Origin of the sequence: Streptomyces sp. NPDC058646 (genome assembly GCF_042716875.1) — a bacterium.
In the GTDB taxonomy this organism is placed as follows: Bacteria; Actinomycetota; Actinomycetes; order Streptomycetales; family Streptomycetaceae; genus Streptomyces.
In genome coordinates, this window is the sequence record NZ_JBHXRK010000005.1 from 284,519 (window position 1) to 305,058 (window position 20,540).

Consider the following 20,540-nt stretch of genomic DNA (forward strand, 5'->3'; position numbering starts at 1 on the left):
CGGGGCCCGGGGCGCTGGATCGGGACCCGCCGCGGGTCTCGGCCCGCGTCGCGCGGGAGGTCCTGGCCGGGGAGGCGCGGGAAGGCGGAGGCGTCCGCCACCCGGACGTTCGCGGCGCCGTGCACCCGGGTGCCCCTGGGCCTCGACGGCGCGAACGGGTGAAGTCCGGCCGGGGTGGCGGAACCCCGGCCGGAAAGCATCGTTTCTGCTCTGCGCTGCCCGCTGTTCGCCCTGCCGGGGGCCGGCTGCGGGCCGCCGCGCACACCACCCGGATGCCGGTCGCCCGCCCACCGTGGCGGGAGTCCCGGGAACCGAATCGGTCAGGTTCGGTGTCTTCGGCACCACACCGCCAGGCAGGTCGGACGGAAAGAGGAGAGCTGACGTGAAGACCCCGGGGGCAGTACCGTCCCGTCGTGCCCTGCTGACCGCGGGCGCGGGCGCAGCCCTGGCCGCGGCCTTGCCGGCGGGCGCGGCCCGTGCCGCGTCGCCGCGCGGCGAGGGGGGTGTCGTGGCGCGGCTGCGGGCCCTGGAGGACGAGTACGGGGCGCGGGTGGGGGTGTACGAACGGGACACCGCCACCGGCCGGACCGTGCTCCACCGTGCCGGTGAACGGTTCCCCATGTGCTCGGTGTTCAAGACGCTCGCCGCGGCCGCGGTGCTGCGGGACCTCGACCACGACGGCACCGAGCTCGCCCGGCGCGTCTTCTGGACGCGGCAGGACGTCACCGACGCGGGCGGCGGGGACGTCACGGGACGGGACGAGAACATCGCCGGCGGTCTGACCGTGGCGGAACTGTGCTCGGCCGCGATCGCCCGGAGCGACAACGCCGCCGCCAACCTCCTGCTCCGCAGGCTCGGCGGCCCGGCCGCGGTGACCCGGTTCTGCCGTTCGCTGGGGGACCGTACGACACGGCTCGACCGGTGGGAGCCCGCACTGAACTCGGCCGAGCCGTGGCGGGTGGCCGACACCACCGAGCCCCGCGCGATCGCGCTGACCTACGCCCGGCTGTCCCTCGGCGACGCGCTGGCCCCGCGCCACCGGGAGCTGTTGAACGGGTGGCTGCTGGCCAACACCACCAGCGCGACCCGGCTCCGGGCCGGCCTGTCCGGCGACTGGGCCGTGGCGGACAAGACCGGTGCCGGTGCGTACGGGACCAACAACAACGTGGGCATCGCCTGGCCTCCGGGGCGGGCACCGCTGGTGCTCGCCGTCCTCACCACCATGCCGGAGGCGGCCGCAGTACGCGACGACACGCTGATCGCCAGGACCGCGGAGCTGCTGGCGGACGCGCTGGTCTGAGGGCCGGCGCGACGGACGGGTGAGGGGCTGTCAGTGGCCCCTGGCACAGTGGTCACCATGCTCGCGATCACCGTCCTGACCGAATCCGGCCGCCGCCACGTACGGCCCGACGAGGGGGAACTCGCCGCGCTGGTCCACGGGATCGGCGCCGACGGGGACCGGTTCCTCGTCGTCCAGGCCGTCCCCGACCTGCCCGACGTCTTCGTCCAGGTGTGGCACCGTACCGGTGGCGACTACACGCTGGAGCACCGGGCGGGCGGCCCCGACCGGCACTTCGGCACGTCGGTCGACGACCCCGGGACGGTCGTCGCCGCGATGACCGCATGGGCGGGCGGCCGCCCGGACGGCTGGGACGCCGGGCCGGTCTGGACGCCCGTCGCGTTCCCGCCCGTGGAACCGGCGCCGCCGCTCGACCTGTGCGAGGAGGAGCTGCGGCTGCTGGAGGGCCGGATCCGGGAGGTGCTGGCCGGCGGCTACACGACGCGCGCCCGGCTCGCCGAACTGGCGGAGGACCACCTGGTGTCCGGGGACCGCCGGCCCGTCTCGCCTGCTCAGGCCGCGGCGCTGGCGGACCGGCTGTGGCTCGAAAGGGTCGGGGAGCAGGCCGTCTGGGAGGGCGAGACCGACCCCGAGCGGCTGGCCCGGGCCTTCGCCGAGCTGGACGCCGCGGGCATCACGGCCCGGGAGGACTTCACCTGCTGCCGCAGCTGCGGGAACAGCGAGATCGGTGCGGAGGGCCGGGCGGACGCCCGCGGCTTCGTCTACTTCCACCAGCAGTGCACGGACTCCGCGGCGGCCGGGCACGGCCTGACCCTGCTGTACGGAGGCTTCGACGGCTCCGCCGCCACCACGGCCGCGGTCGGCCGGGAGGTCGTCGCCGCCCTTTCCCGTGCGGGACTGCCCACGGTGTGGGACGGGGATCCGGGCCAGGCCGTCACGGTCACCCCGCTGGACTGGCGCAGACGGCTCGTCGGCTAGGAGGGACTACAGACTTCACCGTGCGCCCCGCCCGACCCGCCGATGCGGGTTACTTCGTCCTGCCGTCACAACGGAACGAAGGTGCTGGCTCCGCGCTCCTCGAGGCGCTGAAGCAGCTGACGAGATCCACTTGCGGTACACGGCGCAGTCGGCCCCCGCCCGGCCGAGGGGTTCAGGCCGTGCCGAACCAGGCCTCCGCCACCTCTGCCAGAGGCGCGTCCGGCGGCACCGGCAGTTCTTTCATGTACCAGGGCAGGTTGCTGTAGACGTGCAGCAGGGTGTACGCGAGCAGCTGGGCGGGGTCGAAGGTCCTGCCGTACGCCGTGCAGAGGCGGCGCAGCAGCCTCGGGTCGCCGCGCGTGACGAACAGGCCGACGCCGACGAAGTCGTACGCGGGGTCGCCGATCATCGCCGGCTCGAAGTCGAAGAGCCCGGTCAGGCGGGGCCCTTCGGCGTCGTGGAGCAGGTGCTGCTGCATGACCTCGGTGTGCAACAGGGAACGGGGCGGCGCGCAGGGCAGGGGGACCGAGGCGAGGAACTCGGGGATCCGGTCCAGCCATGCGTCGGCGAGTCCGTGCCGGCGCTGCTGCTCGACCGTGCTCCGGCGCCGTCGCTCGACGAACTCGTCCCACTGCGCCGGGCCGAGGACGTCCGCCAGCGGTGCGGGGTCCAGGGAGTGCAGGACGGCGAGGGTCTCGCCCGTCTCGGTCACCAGGCGTTCCCGGCCGTCCTGCGGGATGTCCGCCCAGGCGGGGGCCAGGTGGGCTCCGGTGAGGCGGGACATCAGCACGTACTGCCAGCCGTTCACGTAGGGGCCGAAGTCGCGTACCTCCGGCGTCGGTACGGGCAGCCGCCCGTGCAGGAAGGACAGGACGCGGCCTTCGGCGATCCCGTCCTCGGCGGCGGCCGCCGGGAAGAGCTTGAGGACGTGTTCCTCGCCGATCGCGTAGACCGGCTGCGATCCTTCGGGGAACCGGCTGATCGGGGCGGCGCCGAGGCCGAGCCGGGCACAGAGGTCCTCGACCCCCGGCCGCATGAGCGTCTCGTCGGGGACCACGGTGTCCCACTCTTCGTCCGTTTCGACCCTGGGCAGCATGATCCGCACCGTAGGACGCCCGAGGCGTGGCCCGCAAACCTGTTTTCGCGGTGACCGGGGACCGTCAGGCGTCCCGTGCGATCCGGATCACGGTGCCCGCCCGCCGCCCGGCCCTGCACGATCCGTACCGCGCCGGTACGGAGGTCCGGACCGGCGGCGGTCCGGTCAGCGGGCCGGTCTGCCGGTTCCCTCGATGACCGTCCGGACCTCGTCGGGAACGGACACCGGGCTCCGGCCGAGGAGCGAATCCAGGATCTCGCCGACCCTGACGGCCGTGTTGGAGAGCAGGGACGAGGTGATGCCGTGCGTGTGCTCGGTGCCGCCCTGCACGTAGATGCCGCAGCGCAGGCCGGGATCGGTCACGATGCGGTAGTCGCGCTCGATGCGGACGCGGCCCCGCTCGTCGCGCAGGCACCGGTCGGCGACCTCGCCGAGGAGGCCGAGCGGGTCGGCGGGGCGGTAGCCCGTGGCGAAGACCACGACGTCCGCGTCCAGGGAGGTCTCCTCCCCGGTGACGAGCGACCGCACGGTGGCGTTGACGGTGGCCGGGGTCTCCTTGACGGCGGTCAGCCGCGATACGTTGAGGAAGCGCAGGCGCTCGGTGCCGAGGACCTTCTCCTGGTACATCTGCCGGTACAGCGTGTCGATGAGCTCGGTGTCCACCACGGAGTGATGGGTGTTGCCGTGGTAGTCCATCAGCCTGCGCTTGACGTCCTCGGGGGCGGTGAAGAACTCGTCCACCGCCGCGGGGTCGAAGATCCGGTTGGCGAAGCCGCTGTCGTCGGCGGGGCTGTACCCGTACCGGGCGAAGACGGCGCAGACCTCGGCCCGGGGGAAGCGCCGGTGCAGGTAGGCGACGTTCTCGGCGGCACTCTGCCCGGCGCCCACGACGACGAAGCGGGAGGGGTCGCAGCCTTCCAGGCCGTCCACCTTGCTCAGCAGGTCGGAGTTGTGCCAGACGCGGTCGGTGCGCTCCACGCCGTCCGGCATGAGGGGGCGCAGGCCGGTTCCGATGACGAGGTTGCGGGCCCGGTGCCGCGCGAGGCCCTCGGGGGAGCGCACGGTCACGTCCAGGTGCTCCACGACTCCGTCGCGGACGACGGGCGTGACGCCCACGACCTCATGGCCGTAGGAGACCATGTCGTCGACCTGGGCCGCGGCCCACTCGAAGTAGTCATGGAACTCCACCCGCAGGGGGAAGAGGTTCTTGTGGTTGATGAAGTCGACCAGCCGCCCGTTGCTCTTCAGATAGCACAGGAAGCTGAACTCGCTGGCCGGGTTCCGGAGGGTCACCAGGTCCTTGAGGAAGCTCACCTGCATGGTCGCGTCGTCGATGAGCATGCCGCGGTGCCAGCCGAAGGACGGCTGCTGTTCGAAGAAGTGAGCGGTGGTCACGTCCTGCCCGCCGATGCGTGCGTCGTGCTCGCTGACCGCTATCGCCATGGCCACGTTGGACGGTCCGAAGCCGATGCCTATGAGGTCGTGGATCAACGGGACGTCGTCAGGGCGAGCCTGTGCCATGTCACTCCCATCGTGCAAGGGCAGCCGCCGTGCCGAGCGGGCCGGCGGCCGGCGGTCGAGCAGCGGGAAGTACGGGAGTCGGGCACGCCGACGGAACCGCGGCGACCCGAACTTAGGCAAGGCTAAGCTGACTTCAACCGAACTGTCGATGGATAAAACGGGCACCCGGCCGGCGCGGGGACCTCAACTCGCGTGCACGTGACGGCCATGACCACACCCAGGCCCCCTTCGTCGACGGCAACGGTTCCGCGGGCCGGCGGCCGAGCGCCCCGAACCGGCAGCGCGGGACGGCGGGGCTCGGTGCCCCGCACCGGCCGGCCCGGGCGTAGGCTGCGCTCAGCAGGGACGCGGCAGGGGGCGGAACGCATGACGGCAGGAACAGCACCACGGTGGACGTCGGGCCTCGACTCGGTCGTCGTGTACGCGAAGGGCGCGGTCTGCCGCCGCCTGGCCCGGGGCAGCGTGCCCCCTGACGGCCGGGTGCGCGTGACGGGACTGCCCCGTTCGCTGGACCCGGGCTCGCTGCGCGCCCGAGTCCTGGGCGCCCCCGCGGTACGCGTCACCGAGGCCCGGGTGGAAGTCGAGGCCGGACCGCTCGGCACGGCCACGCCCGACGGCCTGCGGCGCGAGGTCGAACAGCTGACCGACGAGCACGCCGCCGCGCAGGGCCGCCGGGACCGGCAGCTGCGTCTGATCGAGGAGGTCAGGGCCCTCCACCCGGTCCCGCCCGCCCGCAGGCGCGACGCCCCGCACCGCCGCACCCCCGTCGACGCCTGGCTGGAGCTCGCCGGCTTCGTCGACGAGCGGCTGGCGGGACTGCACGCCCGCCTCGCCGAGCTGGAGGAGGCGCTGCGCGAGGCCGGGCACCGACTCGCCGTCGCCGCCGACCGGCTGGCCCGCGCCTCCACCGACGCGCCCCCGGCGCACGTGGACACCACCGTCTGCGCGGTCCTGACGCTGGACGGCGCCGCGGACGCGGAGGTGGAGGTCGAGCTGGAGTACGGGGTGCCGGGAGCCGTGTGGGTTCCGGCCTACCGGCTCACCCACCGCCAGGGCGACGGCACCGGCCGTCTGGTGCTCCGTGCCTCGGTGGCCCAGCGGACCGGCGAGGACTGGACCGGCGTGCGCATCGCCCTGGCCACCGCCGACCTGCAGCGCCGCACCGACCTGCCGAAGCTCCGCTCGGTCCGGATCGGACGCCGTCAGCCCGCCCCCGCGGCCTCCGGCTGGCGCGAGCCTCCCGCGGGGCTCGCCGGGCTGTTCGCCGGGTACGAGGCGGCCGGCCCCGGCCCCGCCTCCCCCTCCGTACCTGTGGCCGTCTCGGCCCGCCCCGCTCCCGCCGCCGCCTCCGGCCCCGTTCCGCCACCGCCGCCTCCCCCGGCGCCGATGCAGGGCTACGGCGCTCCGCAGGCCTCGTTCCCGATGCCCGCCGGCGGAGCCGTGCCCCCGCTGGCCCGCCCGCGGTCCTTCACCGGGGCTCCGGCAGCCGCGCCTCCCGCCCCCATGGCACCCGCGGGCATGGCGCCGGGTGCTCCCGGCCGGGCCGCGCCGCCGCCCCCTCCGGCGCAGGAAGCCGGGCCGCCGCAGCCGAGCGGCGCCGAACTCGACTACGCCGCCCTCGTCCTGTGCGGCCCCGACGAGCCGGGTGGGCGCAGGGGCCGGCTGTTCCCCGGCGCCCCCGTCGACCCGGTGGCGGCCCAACACCGCCGACGCGCCGAGACGGTGGCTTCGCTGCCGCTGCCCGGACAGGCCGTGCGGCCCCGCGAGTCGGCGGGCTCCTTCGACCACCGCTTCGATGCGGCCGCCCGCGCCGACATCCCGTCGGACGGCACCTGGCACACCGTCACCGTCACCGAGATCCCGGTCGGGCTGAGCACCGAGTACCTGTGCGTGCCGTCGGTGGAGCAGACCGTGTACGCGACGCTGGTGCTCTCCAACGCCACCGACCAGGCGCTGCTGGCGGGACCGGTGGAGGTCACCGTCGACGGCGAGTTCCTGCTGACCGCCGCGCTGCCCACGCTCGCCCCCGGTGCTGTCCGCAGGGTGGGGCTCGGGCCGGCCGAGGGCATCCGGGTCACCCGCCGCACGCACCTGAACGAGTCGACGGCGGGCCTGCGCAACAACATCACCGTGCTCGACCACCGCGTCCGCGTGGAACTGGCCAACCGGCTCGCCCGGCCCGTCACCGTCGAGGTCCGCGAGCGGGTGCCGGTCTCCTCCGAACCGGACGTCCGGATCGAGGAGCGGGCCGATTGGACGGCGCCCGAGGACGGCACCGGGCCCGAGCACCATGCCCCGGGCACCCGCGTCTGGCGGCTGGACCTGCCCGCAGGCGCCACCGCCGCCCTCGACGGCGGCTACGAGATCCGCATCCCGACCGGCAAGGCCCTGGTCGGCGGCAACCGCAGGAGCTGACACACGCCATGTCCACGGACCCGGGGGCGATCGCCCTCCCCGTCACCGCCGTCACGTGCCTCGAGGACCGCGCCCACGTCGAGCGCACCGCCGTACTCGACCTGCGGGCCGGGGTCCAGCGGCTGCGTCTCGGGCCGGTCAGCGCGCTGGCCGTCGACCGGACGCTGCACGCCGAACTGGCCGCCGGTTCGCCCGCGACCGTGCTCGACGTGCGGATCGTCCGCAGCTGGACGCCGCGCAATCCGCTGCCGTCCGCCGACGACGACTCCGCCCTGCGCCTGCGCGTGCACGCCCTCGAAGAGGAACGGCTGGACCTCGGGCGGCGGCGCGACCGGCTGCACGCCCGGCTCGACGTGCTCGGCCGCCTCGCCGCGGACCTGCTGCGGGAGATCGGCGAAGGAGCCGGCTCCGGGGAGACCGACGGGCCCCGCTGGGCCCGCGAACTGGACCGGGTGGACGGGGAGCGCGACACGTACGGCGAGCAACTGCGCGCCGTCGAGGCCCGGCTGGCCGCCCTCGCCACCGAACTCGGGCAGACCCAGCAGGCCCTGGACCTCTCCGAGGAGGCGCCCGCCGAGCTGGTCGGCCACGTCGAGCTGACCGTGGAGGCCGCGGCCGCCGGGCCGGTGGAGCTGCGGCTGAGCCACCTCACGCCGTGCGCGCTGTGGCGGCCCGCGTACCGGGCCGTGCTCGACGGGGACGCCCTGACCCTGGAGACCGACGCGATGGTCTGGCAGCGCACCGGGGAGGACTGGTCGGACGTACGGCTGACCTTGTCGACCGCGCGGTCGGCGCTGGCCTCCGATCCGCCCCGGCTGGGCGAGGACCGGCTGACGCTCAAGGACCGCTCCGCGGCCGAGCGCCGCACGGTGGAGGTCGAACTGCGCGAGGAGGAGATCGCAGTCCTCGGCCCGGCCCCGGTGCTCGGCCTGCCGGGGGTGGACGACGGTGGCGAAGCGCGCGTGCTGGTCTCCCCCGCACCGGTCTCCGTGCCCGGGGACGGCCGTGCCCACCGCGTGCCGCTGTCGGTGTTCACCACGGCCGCGGGCAGCGAGTACGCCTGCTCGCCCGAGGTGTCGCCGCTGGTCACCCAGGTGGTGCGGTTCGACAACCTGTCCGGCCACGCGCTGCTCGCCGGGCCCGTCGACCTGGTCCGCGGCAGCGGATTCAGCGGGCGCGGCACGCTGGAGTTCACCGCCCCCGGGGCCCCCGTCGAGCTGGCCTTCGGCAGCTGCGACGACCACGGGGTGGTCCGGCAGGCCCAGGAGTCCCGCGATGCCGCCGGGTTCGGGCAGCGGACCGTGGTGACCCGGACGGTCCGGCTGCACCTGTCGCGGTTCTCCGCACCCGGGGAGCAAGGCGACCGGGTGGTCGTCCTGCGGGAGCGGATCCCGGTGTCCGAGGTGTCCGCGGTGGAGGTGCGTCTGCGCAAGGAGGCCTGCTCCCCGCCGCCCGAGGTGGTCGACGCCGAAGGCATCGCCCGCTGGGACGTCGCCCTCCCGCCCGGTGGCCGCCGGACGGTCACCCTGGTCTACGAGCTGTCGGCGAGCGCCAAGGTCGCCGGTCTCTGAGCGCGGCCACCGTCGCGCACCTGCTCCCGGCCGGCCGGGAGCAGGACCCCTCAGTCCGGCCCGCCCGCCCGCGCCCGGGAAGGGCGGCTCCGCGCCGCGGGCCCGGTTCCCCCAGGCGGCGGGGCGGCCGCTTCCCGCCGCCGGTCCACGCCTGACGGGGGGCAGGGCAGCCCGGCGACGGCGTGGACGACGCACCCGGCCACGGCCGGTCGAGCCGGGATTTTTGACTTCGGCGGCTTGTTGTGCCAAGGGCCCTGCGTGTTCTCGTCGCGGTCCGGTCCCCGGTGCGCGACCATACGGACGCCGATATGCGCTTAATTGTCCACATATGGTGAGGCAAGGTTCTCGCCGGCCGCTGGTCCCGTGTCGACTGCCGCGGGTCCGATCGGGTGAATTCGGCCGACGGGCGCCGTGGCGCGCTGTTGACGCGGATCGCAGTGCTCGAATCGGAAAAGCAGACGGCGTCGACAGCAATCGGCCAGCAGAGGGAAACACCGAGACAGGAAGAAGGACGGACGTGTCCGGCAGCGAAAGCGAGAACCCAGCAATCCCCGCCCCCACCCCCAAGCCGACCCGCCCCAGAACGAACCGGGACTGGTGGCCGGACCAGCTGGACCTCCAGGTTCTCCATCAGCACTCGCCCCTCTCCCATCCGATGGGTGCCGACTTCGACTACGCGGAAGAGTTCGCGGCCCTGGACCTCGAGGCGCTGAAGCAGGACGTCTTCGAGGTGATGACGGCCTCGCAGGACTGGTGGCCCGCCGACTACGGCCACTACGGTCCCCTGTTCATCCGGATGAGCTGGCATTCCGCGGGGACGTACCGCATCGAGGACGGCCGGGGCGGCGGCGGCGCCGGCTCCCAGCGCTTCGCCCCCCTCAACAGCTGGCCGGACAACGCGAGCCTCGACAAGGCGCGCCGCCTGCTGTGGCCCGTCAAGCAGAAGTACGGCCGGAAGATCTCCTGGGCCGACCTCCTGGTCTTCGCCGGCAACTGTGCGATGGAGTCGATGGGGTTCAAGACGTTCGGGTTCGCCTTCGGGCGGGAGGACATCTGGGAGCCGGAGGAGATCTTCTGGGGGCCGGAGGACACCTGGCTCGGTGACGCGCGCTACAGCGGCGACAGGGAACTCACCGGGCCTTTCGGTGCCGTGCAGATGGGGCTGATCTACGTCAATCCGGAGGGGCCCAACGGCAACCCGGATCCGATCGCCGCCGCCCGGGACATCCGCGAGACGTTCGCGCGCATGGCGATGAACGACGAGGAGACCGCCGCGCTCATCATCGGCGGCCACACCTTCGGCAAGTGCCACGGCGCGGTCGATCCCGAGGCGATCGGTCCGGAGCCCGAGGCCTGCCCCATCGAGCAGCAGGGCCTCGGCTGGAAGAACACGTACGGCAGCGGCAAGGGCGCCGACACGCTGACCAGCGGCCTCGAGGGCGCGTGGACCTCCGAGCCGACGAAGTGGGACAACGGGTACCTGGACAACCTGTTCCGGTACGACTGGGAGCTGACCACCAGCCCGGCCGGGGCGAAGCAGTGGACCCCCACGGACCCCTCGGCCCAGGGCACCGTGCCCGATGCGCACGACGCGTCGAAGAGGCACGCCCCGATGATGCTGACGACGGACCTGTCGCTGAAGCTGGATCCGGTCTACGGGCCGATCGCCAAGCGCTTCCACGAGAACCCGGACCAGCTCGCGGCGGCGTTCGCCAAGGCCTGGTACAAGCTGCTGCACCGCGACATGGGCCCCGTCTCGCGCTACCTCGGCCCGTGGGTCCCCGAGCCGCAGCTGTGGCAGGACCCCGTGCCCGCGGTCGACCACGAGCTGGTCTCGGGCGGGGACATCGCCGCCCTCAAGGGCCGGATCCTCGCCTCGGGACGGTCCGTCTCCCAGCTGGCCACCACCGCGTGGGCGGCGGCGGCGAGCTTCCGCGGCACCGACAAGCGCGGCGGGGCCAACGGCGCACGGATCCGGCTCGCGCCGCAGCGGGACTGGGAGTCCAATGCCGTGCCCGAGGTGACCGAGACCGTACGGACCCTCGAGCAGATCCAGCAGGACTTCAACGGCTCGCAGACCGGCGGGAAGAAGGTCTCGCTCGCCGACCTGATCGTCCTGGGCGGGTGCGCGGCCGTCGAGCAGGCGGCGAAGAACGCCGGGCACGACATCACGGTCCCGTTCGCTCCGGGGCGCACGGACGCCTCGCAGGAGCAGACCGACGCCCAGTCGTTCGCCGTCCTCGAGCCCAAGGCGGACGGCTTCCGCAACTACCTCCGGGCGGGGGAGAAGCTGTCTGCGGAGACCCTCCTGCTGGACCGCGCCAACCTGTTGACGCTGACCGCACCCGAGATGACGGTGCTCATCGGCGGCATGCGGGCCCTGGGCACCGGCTTCGAGGGGTCCCGGCACGGCGTCTTCACCCAGCGGCAGGAGACCCTGACGAACGAGTTCTTCGTCAACCTGCTGGACATGGGTACGGAGTGGAAGGTGTCGGCCTCGGACGAGAACGTCTTCGAGGGCCGGGACCGGGTCACGGGCGAGCCGAAGTGGACGGCCACCGCCGTCGACCTGGTCTTCGGTTCGCACTCCCAGCTCCGGGCGATCTCCGAGGTCTACGCGTCCGCGGACGCGGCGGAGAAGTTCGTGCGCGACTTCGTGGCGGCCTGGGACAAGGTGATGAACCTCGACCGGTTCGACCTGGCCTGATCCACCGCTCCGGTGTCCCGGCCGGCCCCTCACCGGCGGGCCGGGACACCGCCGGGATCCCTGAGGGCGGCGGTGGTGAAGGCCGCCGTGGAGGCCAGGAGGGCCAGCGCGATCGGCCCCCACACTGCCGGGATCACCCAGACCGGCCGGTCCCCGCCCGCCTGCCACCAGAGCGTCAGCAGGGCCGCGGCGCCGATGCCGACGCCGTGCCACCGCACCACGGCCGCCGCTCTCGCGTGGCGCCGGTCGCCCCCGGCGAGGAGGGGCCAGACCCCTCCGAGGAGGGCGGTCAGGCCGATCGACGTACAGGCCAGTGCGCCGCCGAGACGGTCCGCGGGCCACCCCACGGGGCCGCCGGACGTCTGCTGCCGCCGTCCGCCGGAGTCCCGTACCTCGACGACCCGCCCGTGCCAGATCACGCCGACGACCTTGTCGTCGGCTCCATCTCCGACAGCACCGGATCGGGTCGCCGGAAGTCCGCCTCCCACGGTTCACCGGCCGGCGTCGAGAGGTCCGCCCGGGGCGACGCGTTGCGCTCGCCGCCGTTCGTGTCGGCCTTCCGCCCGCTCCCGGCAGTGCACGGGCGTTCCTGCCTGCCGGGCCGGGGCAACGAGCGAGGGGGACGGTCGCGTCAGTGGGCGTGCCAGTGGAACTTCCCGCCGCCGACCCAGCGGACCTCGCCCGGGTCGTCCAGGTCGTGGATCGTGATGCCGGCGGACGCGGCGGTCAGGAGCACGTCCGTCATGGATTTGGCGGTGCTGACGAACTCGCCGTCGATCTCCACGATGCGGAACGGCGGGTCACCGGGATTCACGCCGAGTACGGTGACCCGCGCCGCGGAGATGTGAGGACTCGCGACCTCGGTCATGCGCAGCCTCCTGCACTGTTCACCGGGGCGCGGGGCCCCGGCCACTCCGATGCGACCGGAGGTTCAGCGGCCGGGTCGTCGAGCGGTCCTCGATGTTCCGCTGCTTCTCCTCGTTCTACAGCTTGGCAGCTCGATGCCCACCCCGCCCTTTCCGGTCCCCCTCCCCCTGGCCTTCACACGGACGCTCGACCGGGTTCGGGTGAGCGGCCCGGGACGGACCGTTACGTCCGCATGACACCGGGTACGCGCGCAGGAGCCGGCATCCGCGCCGGTCGCTGATCCACGACGGAACGGAGTTGCGCCATGGGACACGGAGGCGACCTCATCGCCGAGCTGACCGCGGACCACCGCGAAGTGGACGACCTGTTCGGCGTCATCGAGCGCACCCCGTATGCAGCCGCACGGCTGACGGCGGCCGAGCAGCTGACGATCGAGCTCGTCCGGCACGCGGTCGCCGAGGAGGAGCACCTCTACCCGGTGGTCCGGGAGCATCTCCCGGACGGCGACCTCGTCGCCGACAAGGGGCTCGCCGACCACGGCCGGGTCGAGAGGATCCTCAAGGACCTCGAAGGGATCGACGCCGCCGGGCCCGACCGCGACCGGCTCGTCGCGGGACTGAAGGCCGAGATCACCGCACACGTCTGGGACGCGGAGGAGAACCTCTTCCCGCGGCTGCGGCAGGCCTGTCCGCAGGAGACCCTGGACGCACTGGGCGACGACGTCCGGCGGGTGAAGCGCCGCGCCCCCAGCCCGCCCCGCCCCGGCTCCCCGCCTTCCGGCCGCCGCCCCACCCCGGGCCCGGGCCTGGTGGAACGGGCCCGGGAGCTCGTCACGGGCCGCGGCCGATAGGCGGGGCCGGCGTGCCGGACCCGGCACGGGGCGGCACCGGGTCGCGTCCGGTCGCGGTTTGGCAGGGCGGGGCGGGGGCAGGCGCTCACACTGAGCGGCAGGACCTTTCGGAGGAGGCACCGTGATCTCCGGCGACAACGAGATCAAACTGAAGGCCATCGCGGTCCTGACCGGCCTGCGCAGCGGTGTCGGCTCGGACTACGTGTCCGGCCTGTGCGGCGAGGTGACGCCCTCCACGTTCCTCGTCCCGGCCGGAGCGGACCCGACGGAGGTCGCCCGCGCCATGCTGGACCAGCTGTCCGGACCGTGGAGCGAACTGGTCAACGGCTTCGTGCTGGCCTTCGAGGCCGTCGCCGACGCCTACGACGAGGAATCCGGCCGGGAGGGCGCCGCGCAGGAGATCCTCCAGCACATCGCCCTGGAACTGGCGGAGCAGTCCGACTGAGCGCGCCCGCGCCGGTGCCCGTGGACCGGACGGCCGCCGGAGTGCGGCCGTTCAGTTCACCGGGATGATGTCGGGGGCGCCGAGCCGCACCGCGTCGGCGGTCCGGTCGTCCGGCTGCTGCTGCGCTTCGCGTTCGGCGGCCACGCGCTTGAGGTAGTAGTCGATCTCGCGCTCCTGGTGCGCGCGGTCCCACCCCAGGTGGGGGGCCATCAGTGCGGCCACGGTGGGCGCCGCGTCCACCCCGCGGTCCCAGGACTCGATGGAGATCCGGGTACGCCGGGCGAGGACGTCCTCCACGTGGCGGGCTCCCTCGTGGGTCACCGCGTACACGGCCTCGACCCTCAGGTAGTCGTCGGAGCTGGGCAGCGCCTCGCCGAGCGAGGGGTCGGCCGCCACCAGGGCGAGGAGTTCGGGCACCAGGGAGCCGTAGCGGTTCAGGAGGTGTTCGATGCGGGCGACGTGGAGTCCCGACTGCGCGGCGAGTCGGTGCCGGGAGTTCCACAGGGCCGGGTACCCGTCGGCGCCGAGCAGCGGCACGCGGTGCGTGATGCAGTCGGGGACCTTCTCGTCCAGGCCGCGGGCCGCCTCGTCGACGGCGTCGCGGGCCATCACCCGGTAGGTGGTGTACTTGCCGCCGGCCACGACGACGAGGCCGGGCACCGGGTGCGCGACGAGGTGCTCCCGGGACAGCTTGCTGGTCTCCGCCGCTTCGCCCGAGAGGAGGGGCCGCAGGCCCGCGTAGACGCCCTCGACGTCCTCGGGGACCAGCGGGGTGGTCAGGACGCTGTTGACGTGGTCCAGCAGGTAGGTGACGTCCTTGGAGCTGAGGGCGGGGTGGGCCTTGTCGAGCGTCCAGTCGGTGTCGGTGGTGCCGATGATCCAGTGCCGTCCCCAGGGGATGACGAACAGCACGCTCTTCTCGGTGCGCAGGATGAGCCCGGTGCGGGAGTTGATCCGGTCGCGCGGGACGAGCAGGTGGACGCCCTTGGAGGCGCGGACGTGGAACTGGCCGCGGGTCCCTGCCATCGCCTGGGTGTCGTCCGTCCACACACCGGTCGCGTTGATGACCTGCTTGGCCCGCACGTGTGTCTCGTCGCCGCTCTCCAGGTCCGTGACGACGGCGCCGACCACCCGTTCGCCCTGGCGCAGGAAGCGGCTGACGCGGGTGCGGTTGGCCGCCAGTGCTCCGTAGGAGACGGCGGTACGGGCGAGGAACAGGGTGTGCCGGGCGTCGTCCACCTGGGCGTCCCAGTACTGGACGGCGCCGACGAGGGCGTCGGAGCGCAGCGCGGGCGCCTCCCGCAGGGCCCTGCGCCTGCTCAGGTGGCGGTGGCGGGGCAGGCCCCGGGAGGTGCCGGAGGCCGTGGCCATCGCGTCGTACAGCAGGACGCCGGCGCCGACGTACGGGCGCTCCCGGACCCGGTGTTGCAGCGGGTAGAGGAACGGGACCGGGCGGACGAGGTGCGGGGCGAGCAGCTGGAGGAGGAGGCCGCGTTCCCTGAGGGCTTCGGCCACGAGGCGGAAGTCGAGCATCTCCAGGTAGCGCAGGCCGCCGTGGATGAGTTTGCTGGAGCGGCTGGAGGTGCCCGAGGCCCAGTCGCGGGCTTCGACGAGTCCGACGCTCAGGCCCCGGGTGGCGGCGTCCAGGGCCGCGCCGGTGCCGACGACGCCGCCCCCGACGACGAGGACGTCGAGTTCGCCCTCTCCCATGAGGGCGAGGGCCCGGGCGCGGGCCCGGGGTGAGAGGGCAACCGGATCGGCCATGGTCTTCTCCTGGTAGGGCGGGCGCGGACGGTTGCCCCTGGGGGTCCGTCCGGACGCCCGCGGCCGCGTCTATTCGACCTTGGTCCAGTCGAGGGTGCGTTCCACCGCCCGCTTCCAGCCCTCGTACCCTTCGGCGCGCCGGTCCTCGGACCACTGGGGGTCCCAGCGCCGGGACTCCTGCCAATGGGTGCGCAGTTCGTCCGTGTCCCGCCAGAATCCGGTGGCGAGACCGGCCGCGTAGGCGGCGCCGAGAGCGGTGGTCTCGGCGACGACGGGACGGCTGACCGGTACGCCGAGGACATCGGCCTGGATCTGCATGCACAGGTCGTTGGCCGTGACGCCGCCGTCGACCTTCAGCACGTCGAGGTGGACGCCGGAGTCCTGTTCCATGGCTTCGACCACGTCCCGGGTCTGGTAGCAGATGGCCTCCAGGGTGGCCCGCGCCAGGTGGCCGCCGTCGTGGTACCGGGCGAGGCCGACGATCGCGCCGCGGGCGTCGGAGCGCCAGTACGGGGCGAACAGGCCGGAGAAGGCGGGCACGAAGTAGATGCCGCCGCTGTCCTCGACGGTACGGGCCAGCCGCTCGCTCTCGGCGGCGTCACTGATGATCTTCAGCTGGTCGCGGAGCCATTGCACGGCGGAGCCGGTGACGGCGATGGAGCCCTCCAGCGCGTACACCACCGGGCTGTCGCCGAACTGGTAGGCCACGGTGGTGAGCAGGCCGTGCTGGGAGCGGACGAGTTCGGTGCCGGTGTTGAGGACCAGGAAGTTGCCGGTCCCGTACGTGTTCTTGGCCTCGCCGGGGGCGTAGCAGACCTGGCCGACGGTGGCCGCCTGCTGGTCGCCGAGGACTCCGGTGATGGGGACGGCCTCCCGCAGCGGCCGGGAGGTGCGGGTCTGTCCGAAGGCCTCCGGGTGGGAGGACGGGTTGATGGTGGGCAGCATCGAACGGGGGATGCCGAAGAAGCCGAGCAGTTCGTCGTCCCAGTCGAGGGTCTCCAGGTCCATGAGCATGGTGCGGCTGGCGTTGGTCACGTCGGTGGCGTGGATGCCGCCGTCGGGGCCGCCGGTGAGGTTCCACAGCACCCAGCAGTCGGTGTTCCCGAAGTAGGCGTGGCCCTGCTCGGCGGCCTCCCGGACCCCGTCGACGTTGTCCAGGATCCACTGGATCTTGCCGCCGGAGAAGTAGGTGGCCGGCGGCAGCCCCGCCTTGCGGCGGATGACGTCGCCCTGGCCGCCCCGTTCGAGGGCCGCGGCGATGGAGTCGGTCCGGGTGTCCTGCCAGACGATGGCGTTGTAGTACGGGCGACCGGTGCGGGGGTCCCAGACGACGGTCGTCTCGCGCTGGTTGGTGATGCCGACGGCCGCCAGGTCGGTGGCGGCGAGGTTGCCGTGCCGGAGGGCGTTCTGGATCACGGAGTTGGTGCGTTCCCAGATCTCCACCGGGTCGTGTTCGACCCACCCCGAGCGCGGGAGGATCTGGGAGTGCTCCAGCTGGTGCCTCGCCACCTCGTTGCCGGCATGGTCGAAGATCATGAAACGGGTGCTCGTGGTCCCCTGGTCCACTGCGCCGACGAAGTCAGGCATGGGTGCCGCCTCCTCTTGGGAATGCCCGCCTGTGGGGAGTGCCGTGCGGGACGGGCCGTACCGCACCCGTCCCGGATCCGGTCAGCTCTCGTCCGGTGCCGGTACCCGTCCGGGGGGCTCCGGTTCGGCGGTCGGCAGGAACCTGCCGATGAAGAACTTGTAGAGTCCCGCTCCCAGCAGACCGCCGATCAGCGGGCCGACGATCGGCACCCAGAAGTAGAAGTGCCCGTACTGGTCCCGCCACGCCCCGCCGTATCCGGTGAAGAAGCTGGCCAGTCGGGGCCCGAAGTCACGGGCGGGGTTGATGGCGTACCCGGCGTTGGTGCCCCAGGCCATGCCGATGGCCACGACGATCAGGCCGACGATGAAGGGGGCCAGGTTGGCGCCGGGCGGCGTGTTGAGCAGGTCCGTGACCGCGAGGATCAGCAGGAGCAGGAGCGCGGTGCCGATGATCTGGTCGCGCAGCGCGCCCCACTCGGTGACCGGCAGGTTCGTGTTCCCGTTGGACGGGAGGGTGGAGAAGACGCCTTGCGTCTTGATGGTGTGGCCGGGGTCGGCCTTGGCCAGTGCCTCGGTGTAGTTCCAGCGGACGATGAGGGCCGCCACGAACGCTCCCGCCGTCTGGGCCAGCGCGTAGGGGGCCACCTTGCTCCACGGGAACCCCTTGAACGCCGCCAGGGCGAGGGTCACCGCGGGATTGAGGTGCGCACCGCTCAGCCGCGCCGCGACGTAGACGCCCAGGGTCACGCCGAGACCCCAGGCCCAGGCGATGCTGTCGTGGTTGCCGAGGCCGCCCGCCGGGTCCGTCAGGGCTCCGCCGGCGACCACCTGGGCCACGACACCGCAACCGAAGAGGATGAGGATCATGGTGCCGGCGAATTCGGCGGAGAGCTCGCCGACCAGCCCCGATCGCTTGAGCCGCTCAGTCATGGGTTCCCGCTTCCCGCCGGCCCGAAGACCGGCTTCGACAGCCCCGAGTCCCCTGTTCGACGGTAGGACGGGTCGCCCTGAAGCGAAAGCGGGGACGATCCCGCGCAGTGCTCCGGCCGGTCTCCGGGCCTGCCGCTCCGGGCTCTGAGGTCTCCGGGCTTTCCGCCCTCTCGTCTCCCCCGGGCGCGCCCGTCCTCGCGGGCGGCCGGGGCGTGACGGCACACTGTCCGTAGGGCGTGCATCGCGCTGCGGCGTGCATCGCGGGTGCGCACGCCTGCGGGCGGCGCTCCGTGACGGCCGCGGACCGCCCGCCCGCCGGGTCCGACCGGGAGGCACACGATGAAGATGCTGATCAACAGTCCGCAGACCGTGGTCGCCGACGCCCTGCGGGGGCTGGCCGCGGCCCACCCGGAACTGGACGTGGACGCCGAGGCCCGGGTCGTCGTCCGGCGGGACGCCCGGGAGGGCGGACGGGTCGGTCTGGTGTCGGGCGGCGGCTCCGGTCACGAGCCCCTGCACGCCGGCTTCGTCGGCCCCGGAATGCTGTCGGCCGCCTGTCCGGGCGAGGTGTTCACCTCGCCCGTGCCCGATCAGATGGTGCGGGCCGCCAAGGCCGTGGACGGCGGGCAGGGGGTGTTGTTCGTCGTCAAGAACTACACGGGGGACGTGCTGAACTTCGACATGGCCGCCGAACTCGCCGAGGAGGACGGCGTCCGGGTCGAGCGCGTCCTGGTGAACGACGACGTCGCCGTGACCGACAGCCTCTACACCGCCGGTCGCCGCGGCACGGGGGCCACGCTCTTCGTCGAGAAGATCGCCGGGGCCCTGGCCGAGGAGGGTGCCCCGCTGGAGCAGGTCGCCGCGGTCGCGCGGCGGGTCAACGAGGCCTCGCGCAGCTTCGGCGTGGCGCTGAGCGCCTGCACCACACCGGCCAAGGGCAGCCCCACCTTCGACCTGCCCGACGGGGAGCTGGAGCTGGGGATCGGGATCCACGGCGAGCCCGGGCGGGAGCGTCGCGCCATGATGCCGGCCGCGGAGATCGCGGACATGGCGGTGGGCGCCGTCCTGGAGGACCTCGCGCAGGTGGCTCCGGCCGACGGGCCGGTGCTGGCCCTGGTCAACGGGATGGGCGCGACCCCGCTGCTGGAGCTGTACGGCTTCCACGCGGAGGTCGCCCGGGTGCTGGCGGAGCGGGGCGTGCCCGTGGCGCGGGCCCTCGTCGGGAACTACGTCACCTCGCTGGACATGGCGGGCTGCTCGGTGACGCTGTGCCGTGCCGACGAGGAACTGCTGCGGCTGTGGGACGCGCCGGTGCAGACGGCCGCGCTGCGCTGGGGGCGCTGAGCGGACGGCGAAGGTCCCGTCCCCGTCCCCCTGCAGGCGGCCGGCCGGGAACGCCGGAGATGACGTCCCGCGATTTCGCTTGGCGTCCCACCGCCCGGGTAGGCGCCAGCCGTGTCCGGCGGATTGCCCGGGCGCGGATCCAAGGAGCGATCCCATGATTCTCATCCTCGGGCTCATCATCCTGATAGCCGCTGTCGTCGTGGGCGTGGCCGGAATATTCGGCAACATGGGAGCCGGTCACGCTCTCGGCACCCGCGGCGATTTCTCTGTTTTCGGCTACGACGTCACCGGCTCGACCGGAGATCTCTTCCTGGCCGGGATCGTGGTGGGCGGCGGCGCTCTGCTCGGCCTGGCCCTGGTCATGGCCGGCGCCCGCCGTTCTGCTCGTCGTTCCGCCCGGGCCCGCCGGGAACTCGGCACCTCACGCCGCCAGGCCGCCGTTGTCGACCGTGAGCGGGACGAGCCGGTCGCACAACGCGACGACACCCGCGACGCCCGCGACGACACCCGCGCCGGCGCCGACACGGCCGCTCCGGTGTCCGGAGCCCCGCGCCGCCGGGGTCACTGGTTCGGCCACCGGGCCGCTCACCGCTGACGCGGTCGTTCTCCCGCGGGCCTCCCGGCCGGTCCGCGCAGTGCCGACGACAGGCGGTCCACCATGCGCTTCCCGTTCCCCTTCCGCTCCGCCCGGCCCGGGCGTCCCCGGCGGGGACGCCGGCCGAGCTATGCCTCCTGGCTGGCGGGTTCGCTCAGCGGGGCCGGCGTGACCCGGCTGCCCGACCGTGGGGACGGCGCCCTCGTCCTCGTCCTCGCCGGGGAGTTCGACGGCGGGACCGTGGCACCGTTCCGCCGGGCCCTGGACGAGGCCCGGGCCTCCCGGGCCGCACGGACCATCATCGACGTCTCCGGAGTCAGTTATGCCGACTCCGGTCTGCTCCGGCTCCTCGTCCAGGCCCATCACCGGATCCCCCGGTTCACGGTGGCGGGCCCCCTCCCCCCTCAGCTGCGCCGGCTGCTGGAGATCAGCGGCGCAGCGGGGGTGCTGCGCCTCACGCCCGACGTCGAAGCGGGGGGGCCGGGCGGGGGCCCCCCCCCCCCCCCCCCCGGGGCGCCCCCCCCCCGGGGGGGCCGCGCACGAGGGCCGCCCGCCCCCCGGCGTCCGGCC

Annotated in this window: 17 protein-coding genes; 10 read left to right on the plus strand and 7 right to left on the minus strand. The window is 73.5% G+C overall.

Annotation, left to right across the window (positions count from 1 at the left end; translation table 11 throughout):
- Positions 1-382 precede the first annotated feature (382 nt).
- The gene (gene bla, locus ACFWUZ_RS09240) at positions 383-1,300 is read left to right on the plus strand and encodes a class A beta-lactamase (RefSeq protein ID WP_384369615.1); all 918 of its coding nucleotides are present in this window, start codon (positions 383-385) and stop codon (positions 1,298-1,300) included.
- A gap of 57 nt (positions 1,301-1,357) precedes the next feature.
- Entirely contained in the window at positions 1,358-2,278 is a 921-nt protein-coding gene (locus ACFWUZ_RS09245) for a DUF6891 domain-containing protein (protein WP_384369618.1), read from the plus strand.
- Positions 2,279-2,450: 172 nt separating this feature from the next.
- On the opposite strand, the gene ACFWUZ_RS09250 is transcribed toward ACFWUZ_RS09245, so the two are convergent.
- Both ACFWUZ_RS09250 and ACFWUZ_RS09255 read right to left on the minus strand, forming a co-directional pair.
- On the minus strand, positions 2,451-3,374 hold the full coding sequence (locus ACFWUZ_RS09250; RefSeq protein WP_384369621.1) for a phosphotransferase family protein: 924 nt from the start codon (positions 3,372-3,374) through the stop codon (positions 2,451-2,453).
- 165 nt (positions 3,375-3,539) lie between these two features.
- Positions 3,540-4,895 carry a lysine N(6)-hydroxylase/L-ornithine N(5)-oxygenase family protein gene (locus tag ACFWUZ_RS09255; RefSeq protein WP_384369624.1) on the minus strand — a complete coding sequence of 452 codons (1,356 nt, stop codon included), beginning with the start codon at positions 4,893-4,895 and terminating at the stop codon, positions 3,540-3,542.
- A gap of 366 nt (positions 4,896-5,261) precedes the next feature.
- On the opposite strand from ACFWUZ_RS09255, the gene ACFWUZ_RS09260 reads away from it, so the two are divergent.
- The 3 genes from ACFWUZ_RS09260 (at position 5,262) to katG (ending at position 11,588) form a co-directional block, all read left to right on the plus strand.
- A complete protein-coding gene (locus ACFWUZ_RS09260) occupies positions 5,262-7,310 on the plus strand; it encodes a DUF4139 domain-containing protein (RefSeq protein ID WP_384369627.1) in 2,049 nt (682 codons plus the stop codon).
- A gap of 8 nt (positions 7,311-7,318) precedes the next feature.
- A complete protein-coding gene (locus tag ACFWUZ_RS09265; RefSeq protein WP_384369630.1) occupies positions 7,319-8,881 on the plus strand; it encodes a mucoidy inhibitor MuiA family protein in 1,563 nt (520 codons plus the stop codon).
- Positions 8,882-9,398: 517 nt separating this feature from the next.
- Positions 9,399-11,588 carry a catalase/peroxidase HPI gene (gene katG, locus ACFWUZ_RS09270; RefSeq protein ID WP_384369633.1) on the plus strand — a complete coding sequence of 730 codons (2,190 nt, stop codon included), beginning with the start codon at positions 9,399-9,401 and terminating at the stop codon, positions 11,586-11,588.
- Between the two features lie 29 nt (positions 11,589-11,617).
- Here katG and ACFWUZ_RS09275 read toward each other — a convergent pair whose 3' ends face one another.
- Both ACFWUZ_RS09275 and ACFWUZ_RS09280 read right to left on the minus strand, forming a co-directional pair.
- Positions 11,618-12,007 carry a hypothetical protein gene (locus ACFWUZ_RS09275; protein WP_384369636.1) on the minus strand — a complete coding sequence of 130 codons (390 nt, stop codon included), beginning with the start codon at positions 12,005-12,007 and terminating at the stop codon, positions 11,618-11,620.
- Positions 12,008-12,219: 212 nt separating this feature from the next.
- Complete coding sequence (locus ACFWUZ_RS09280; protein WP_384369639.1) at positions 12,220-12,456, minus strand: hypothetical protein; 237 nt, start codon at positions 12,454-12,456, stop codon at positions 12,220-12,222.
- A 303-nt stretch (positions 12,457-12,759) separates the two neighbouring features.
- Between ACFWUZ_RS09280 and ACFWUZ_RS09285 the strand changes: the two genes are divergently transcribed.
- Both ACFWUZ_RS09285 and ACFWUZ_RS09290 read left to right on the plus strand, forming a co-directional pair.
- Positions 12,760-13,305 carry a hemerythrin domain-containing protein gene (locus ACFWUZ_RS09285; protein ID WP_384369642.1) on the plus strand — a complete coding sequence of 182 codons (546 nt, stop codon included), beginning with the start codon at positions 12,760-12,762 and terminating at the stop codon, positions 13,303-13,305.
- A gap of 121 nt (positions 13,306-13,426) precedes the next feature.
- On the plus strand, positions 13,427-13,750 hold the full coding sequence (locus ACFWUZ_RS09290; protein WP_384369645.1) for a hypothetical protein: 324 nt from the start codon (positions 13,427-13,429) through the stop codon (positions 13,748-13,750).
- A 51-nt stretch (positions 13,751-13,801) separates the two neighbouring features.
- On the opposite strand, the gene ACFWUZ_RS09295 is transcribed toward ACFWUZ_RS09290, so the two are convergent.
- The 3 genes from ACFWUZ_RS09295 to ACFWUZ_RS09305 form a co-directional block, all read right to left on the minus strand.
- Positions 13,802-15,514: a glycerol-3-phosphate dehydrogenase/oxidase gene (locus ACFWUZ_RS09295; protein ID WP_384369648.1), complete on the minus strand. Its 1,713-nt coding sequence runs from the start codon at positions 15,512-15,514 to the stop codon at positions 13,802-13,804.
- Positions 15,515-15,583: 69 nt separating this feature from the next.
- Positions 15,584-17,101: a glycerol kinase GlpK gene (gene glpK / locus ACFWUZ_RS09300; protein ID WP_384369651.1), complete on the minus strand. Its 1,518-nt coding sequence runs from the start codon at positions 17,099-17,101 to the stop codon at positions 15,584-15,586.
- Positions 17,102-17,182: 81 nt separating this feature from the next.
- Entirely contained in the window at positions 17,183-18,031 is an 849-nt protein-coding gene (locus ACFWUZ_RS09305) for an MIP/aquaporin family protein (RefSeq protein WP_384369654.1), read from the minus strand.
- A 339-nt stretch (positions 18,032-18,370) separates the two neighbouring features.
- Between ACFWUZ_RS09305 and dhaK the strand changes: the two genes are divergently transcribed.
- The 3 genes from dhaK to ACFWUZ_RS09320 all read left to right on the plus strand — a co-directional run.
- Positions 18,371-19,375 carry a dihydroxyacetone kinase subunit DhaK gene (dhaK, locus tag ACFWUZ_RS09310; RefSeq protein WP_384369657.1) on the plus strand — a complete coding sequence of 335 codons (1,005 nt, stop codon included), beginning with the start codon at positions 18,371-18,373 and terminating at the stop codon, positions 19,373-19,375.
- A gap of 154 nt (positions 19,376-19,529) precedes the next feature.
- On the plus strand, positions 19,530-19,970 hold the full coding sequence (locus ACFWUZ_RS09315; RefSeq protein WP_384369660.1) for a hypothetical protein: 441 nt from the start codon (positions 19,530-19,532) through the stop codon (positions 19,968-19,970).
- Positions 19,971-20,033: 63 nt separating this feature from the next.
- A partial coding sequence (locus ACFWUZ_RS09320) for an STAS domain-containing protein (protein ID WP_384369663.1) occupies positions 20,034-20,540 on the plus strand: 507 nt, incomplete at its 3' end.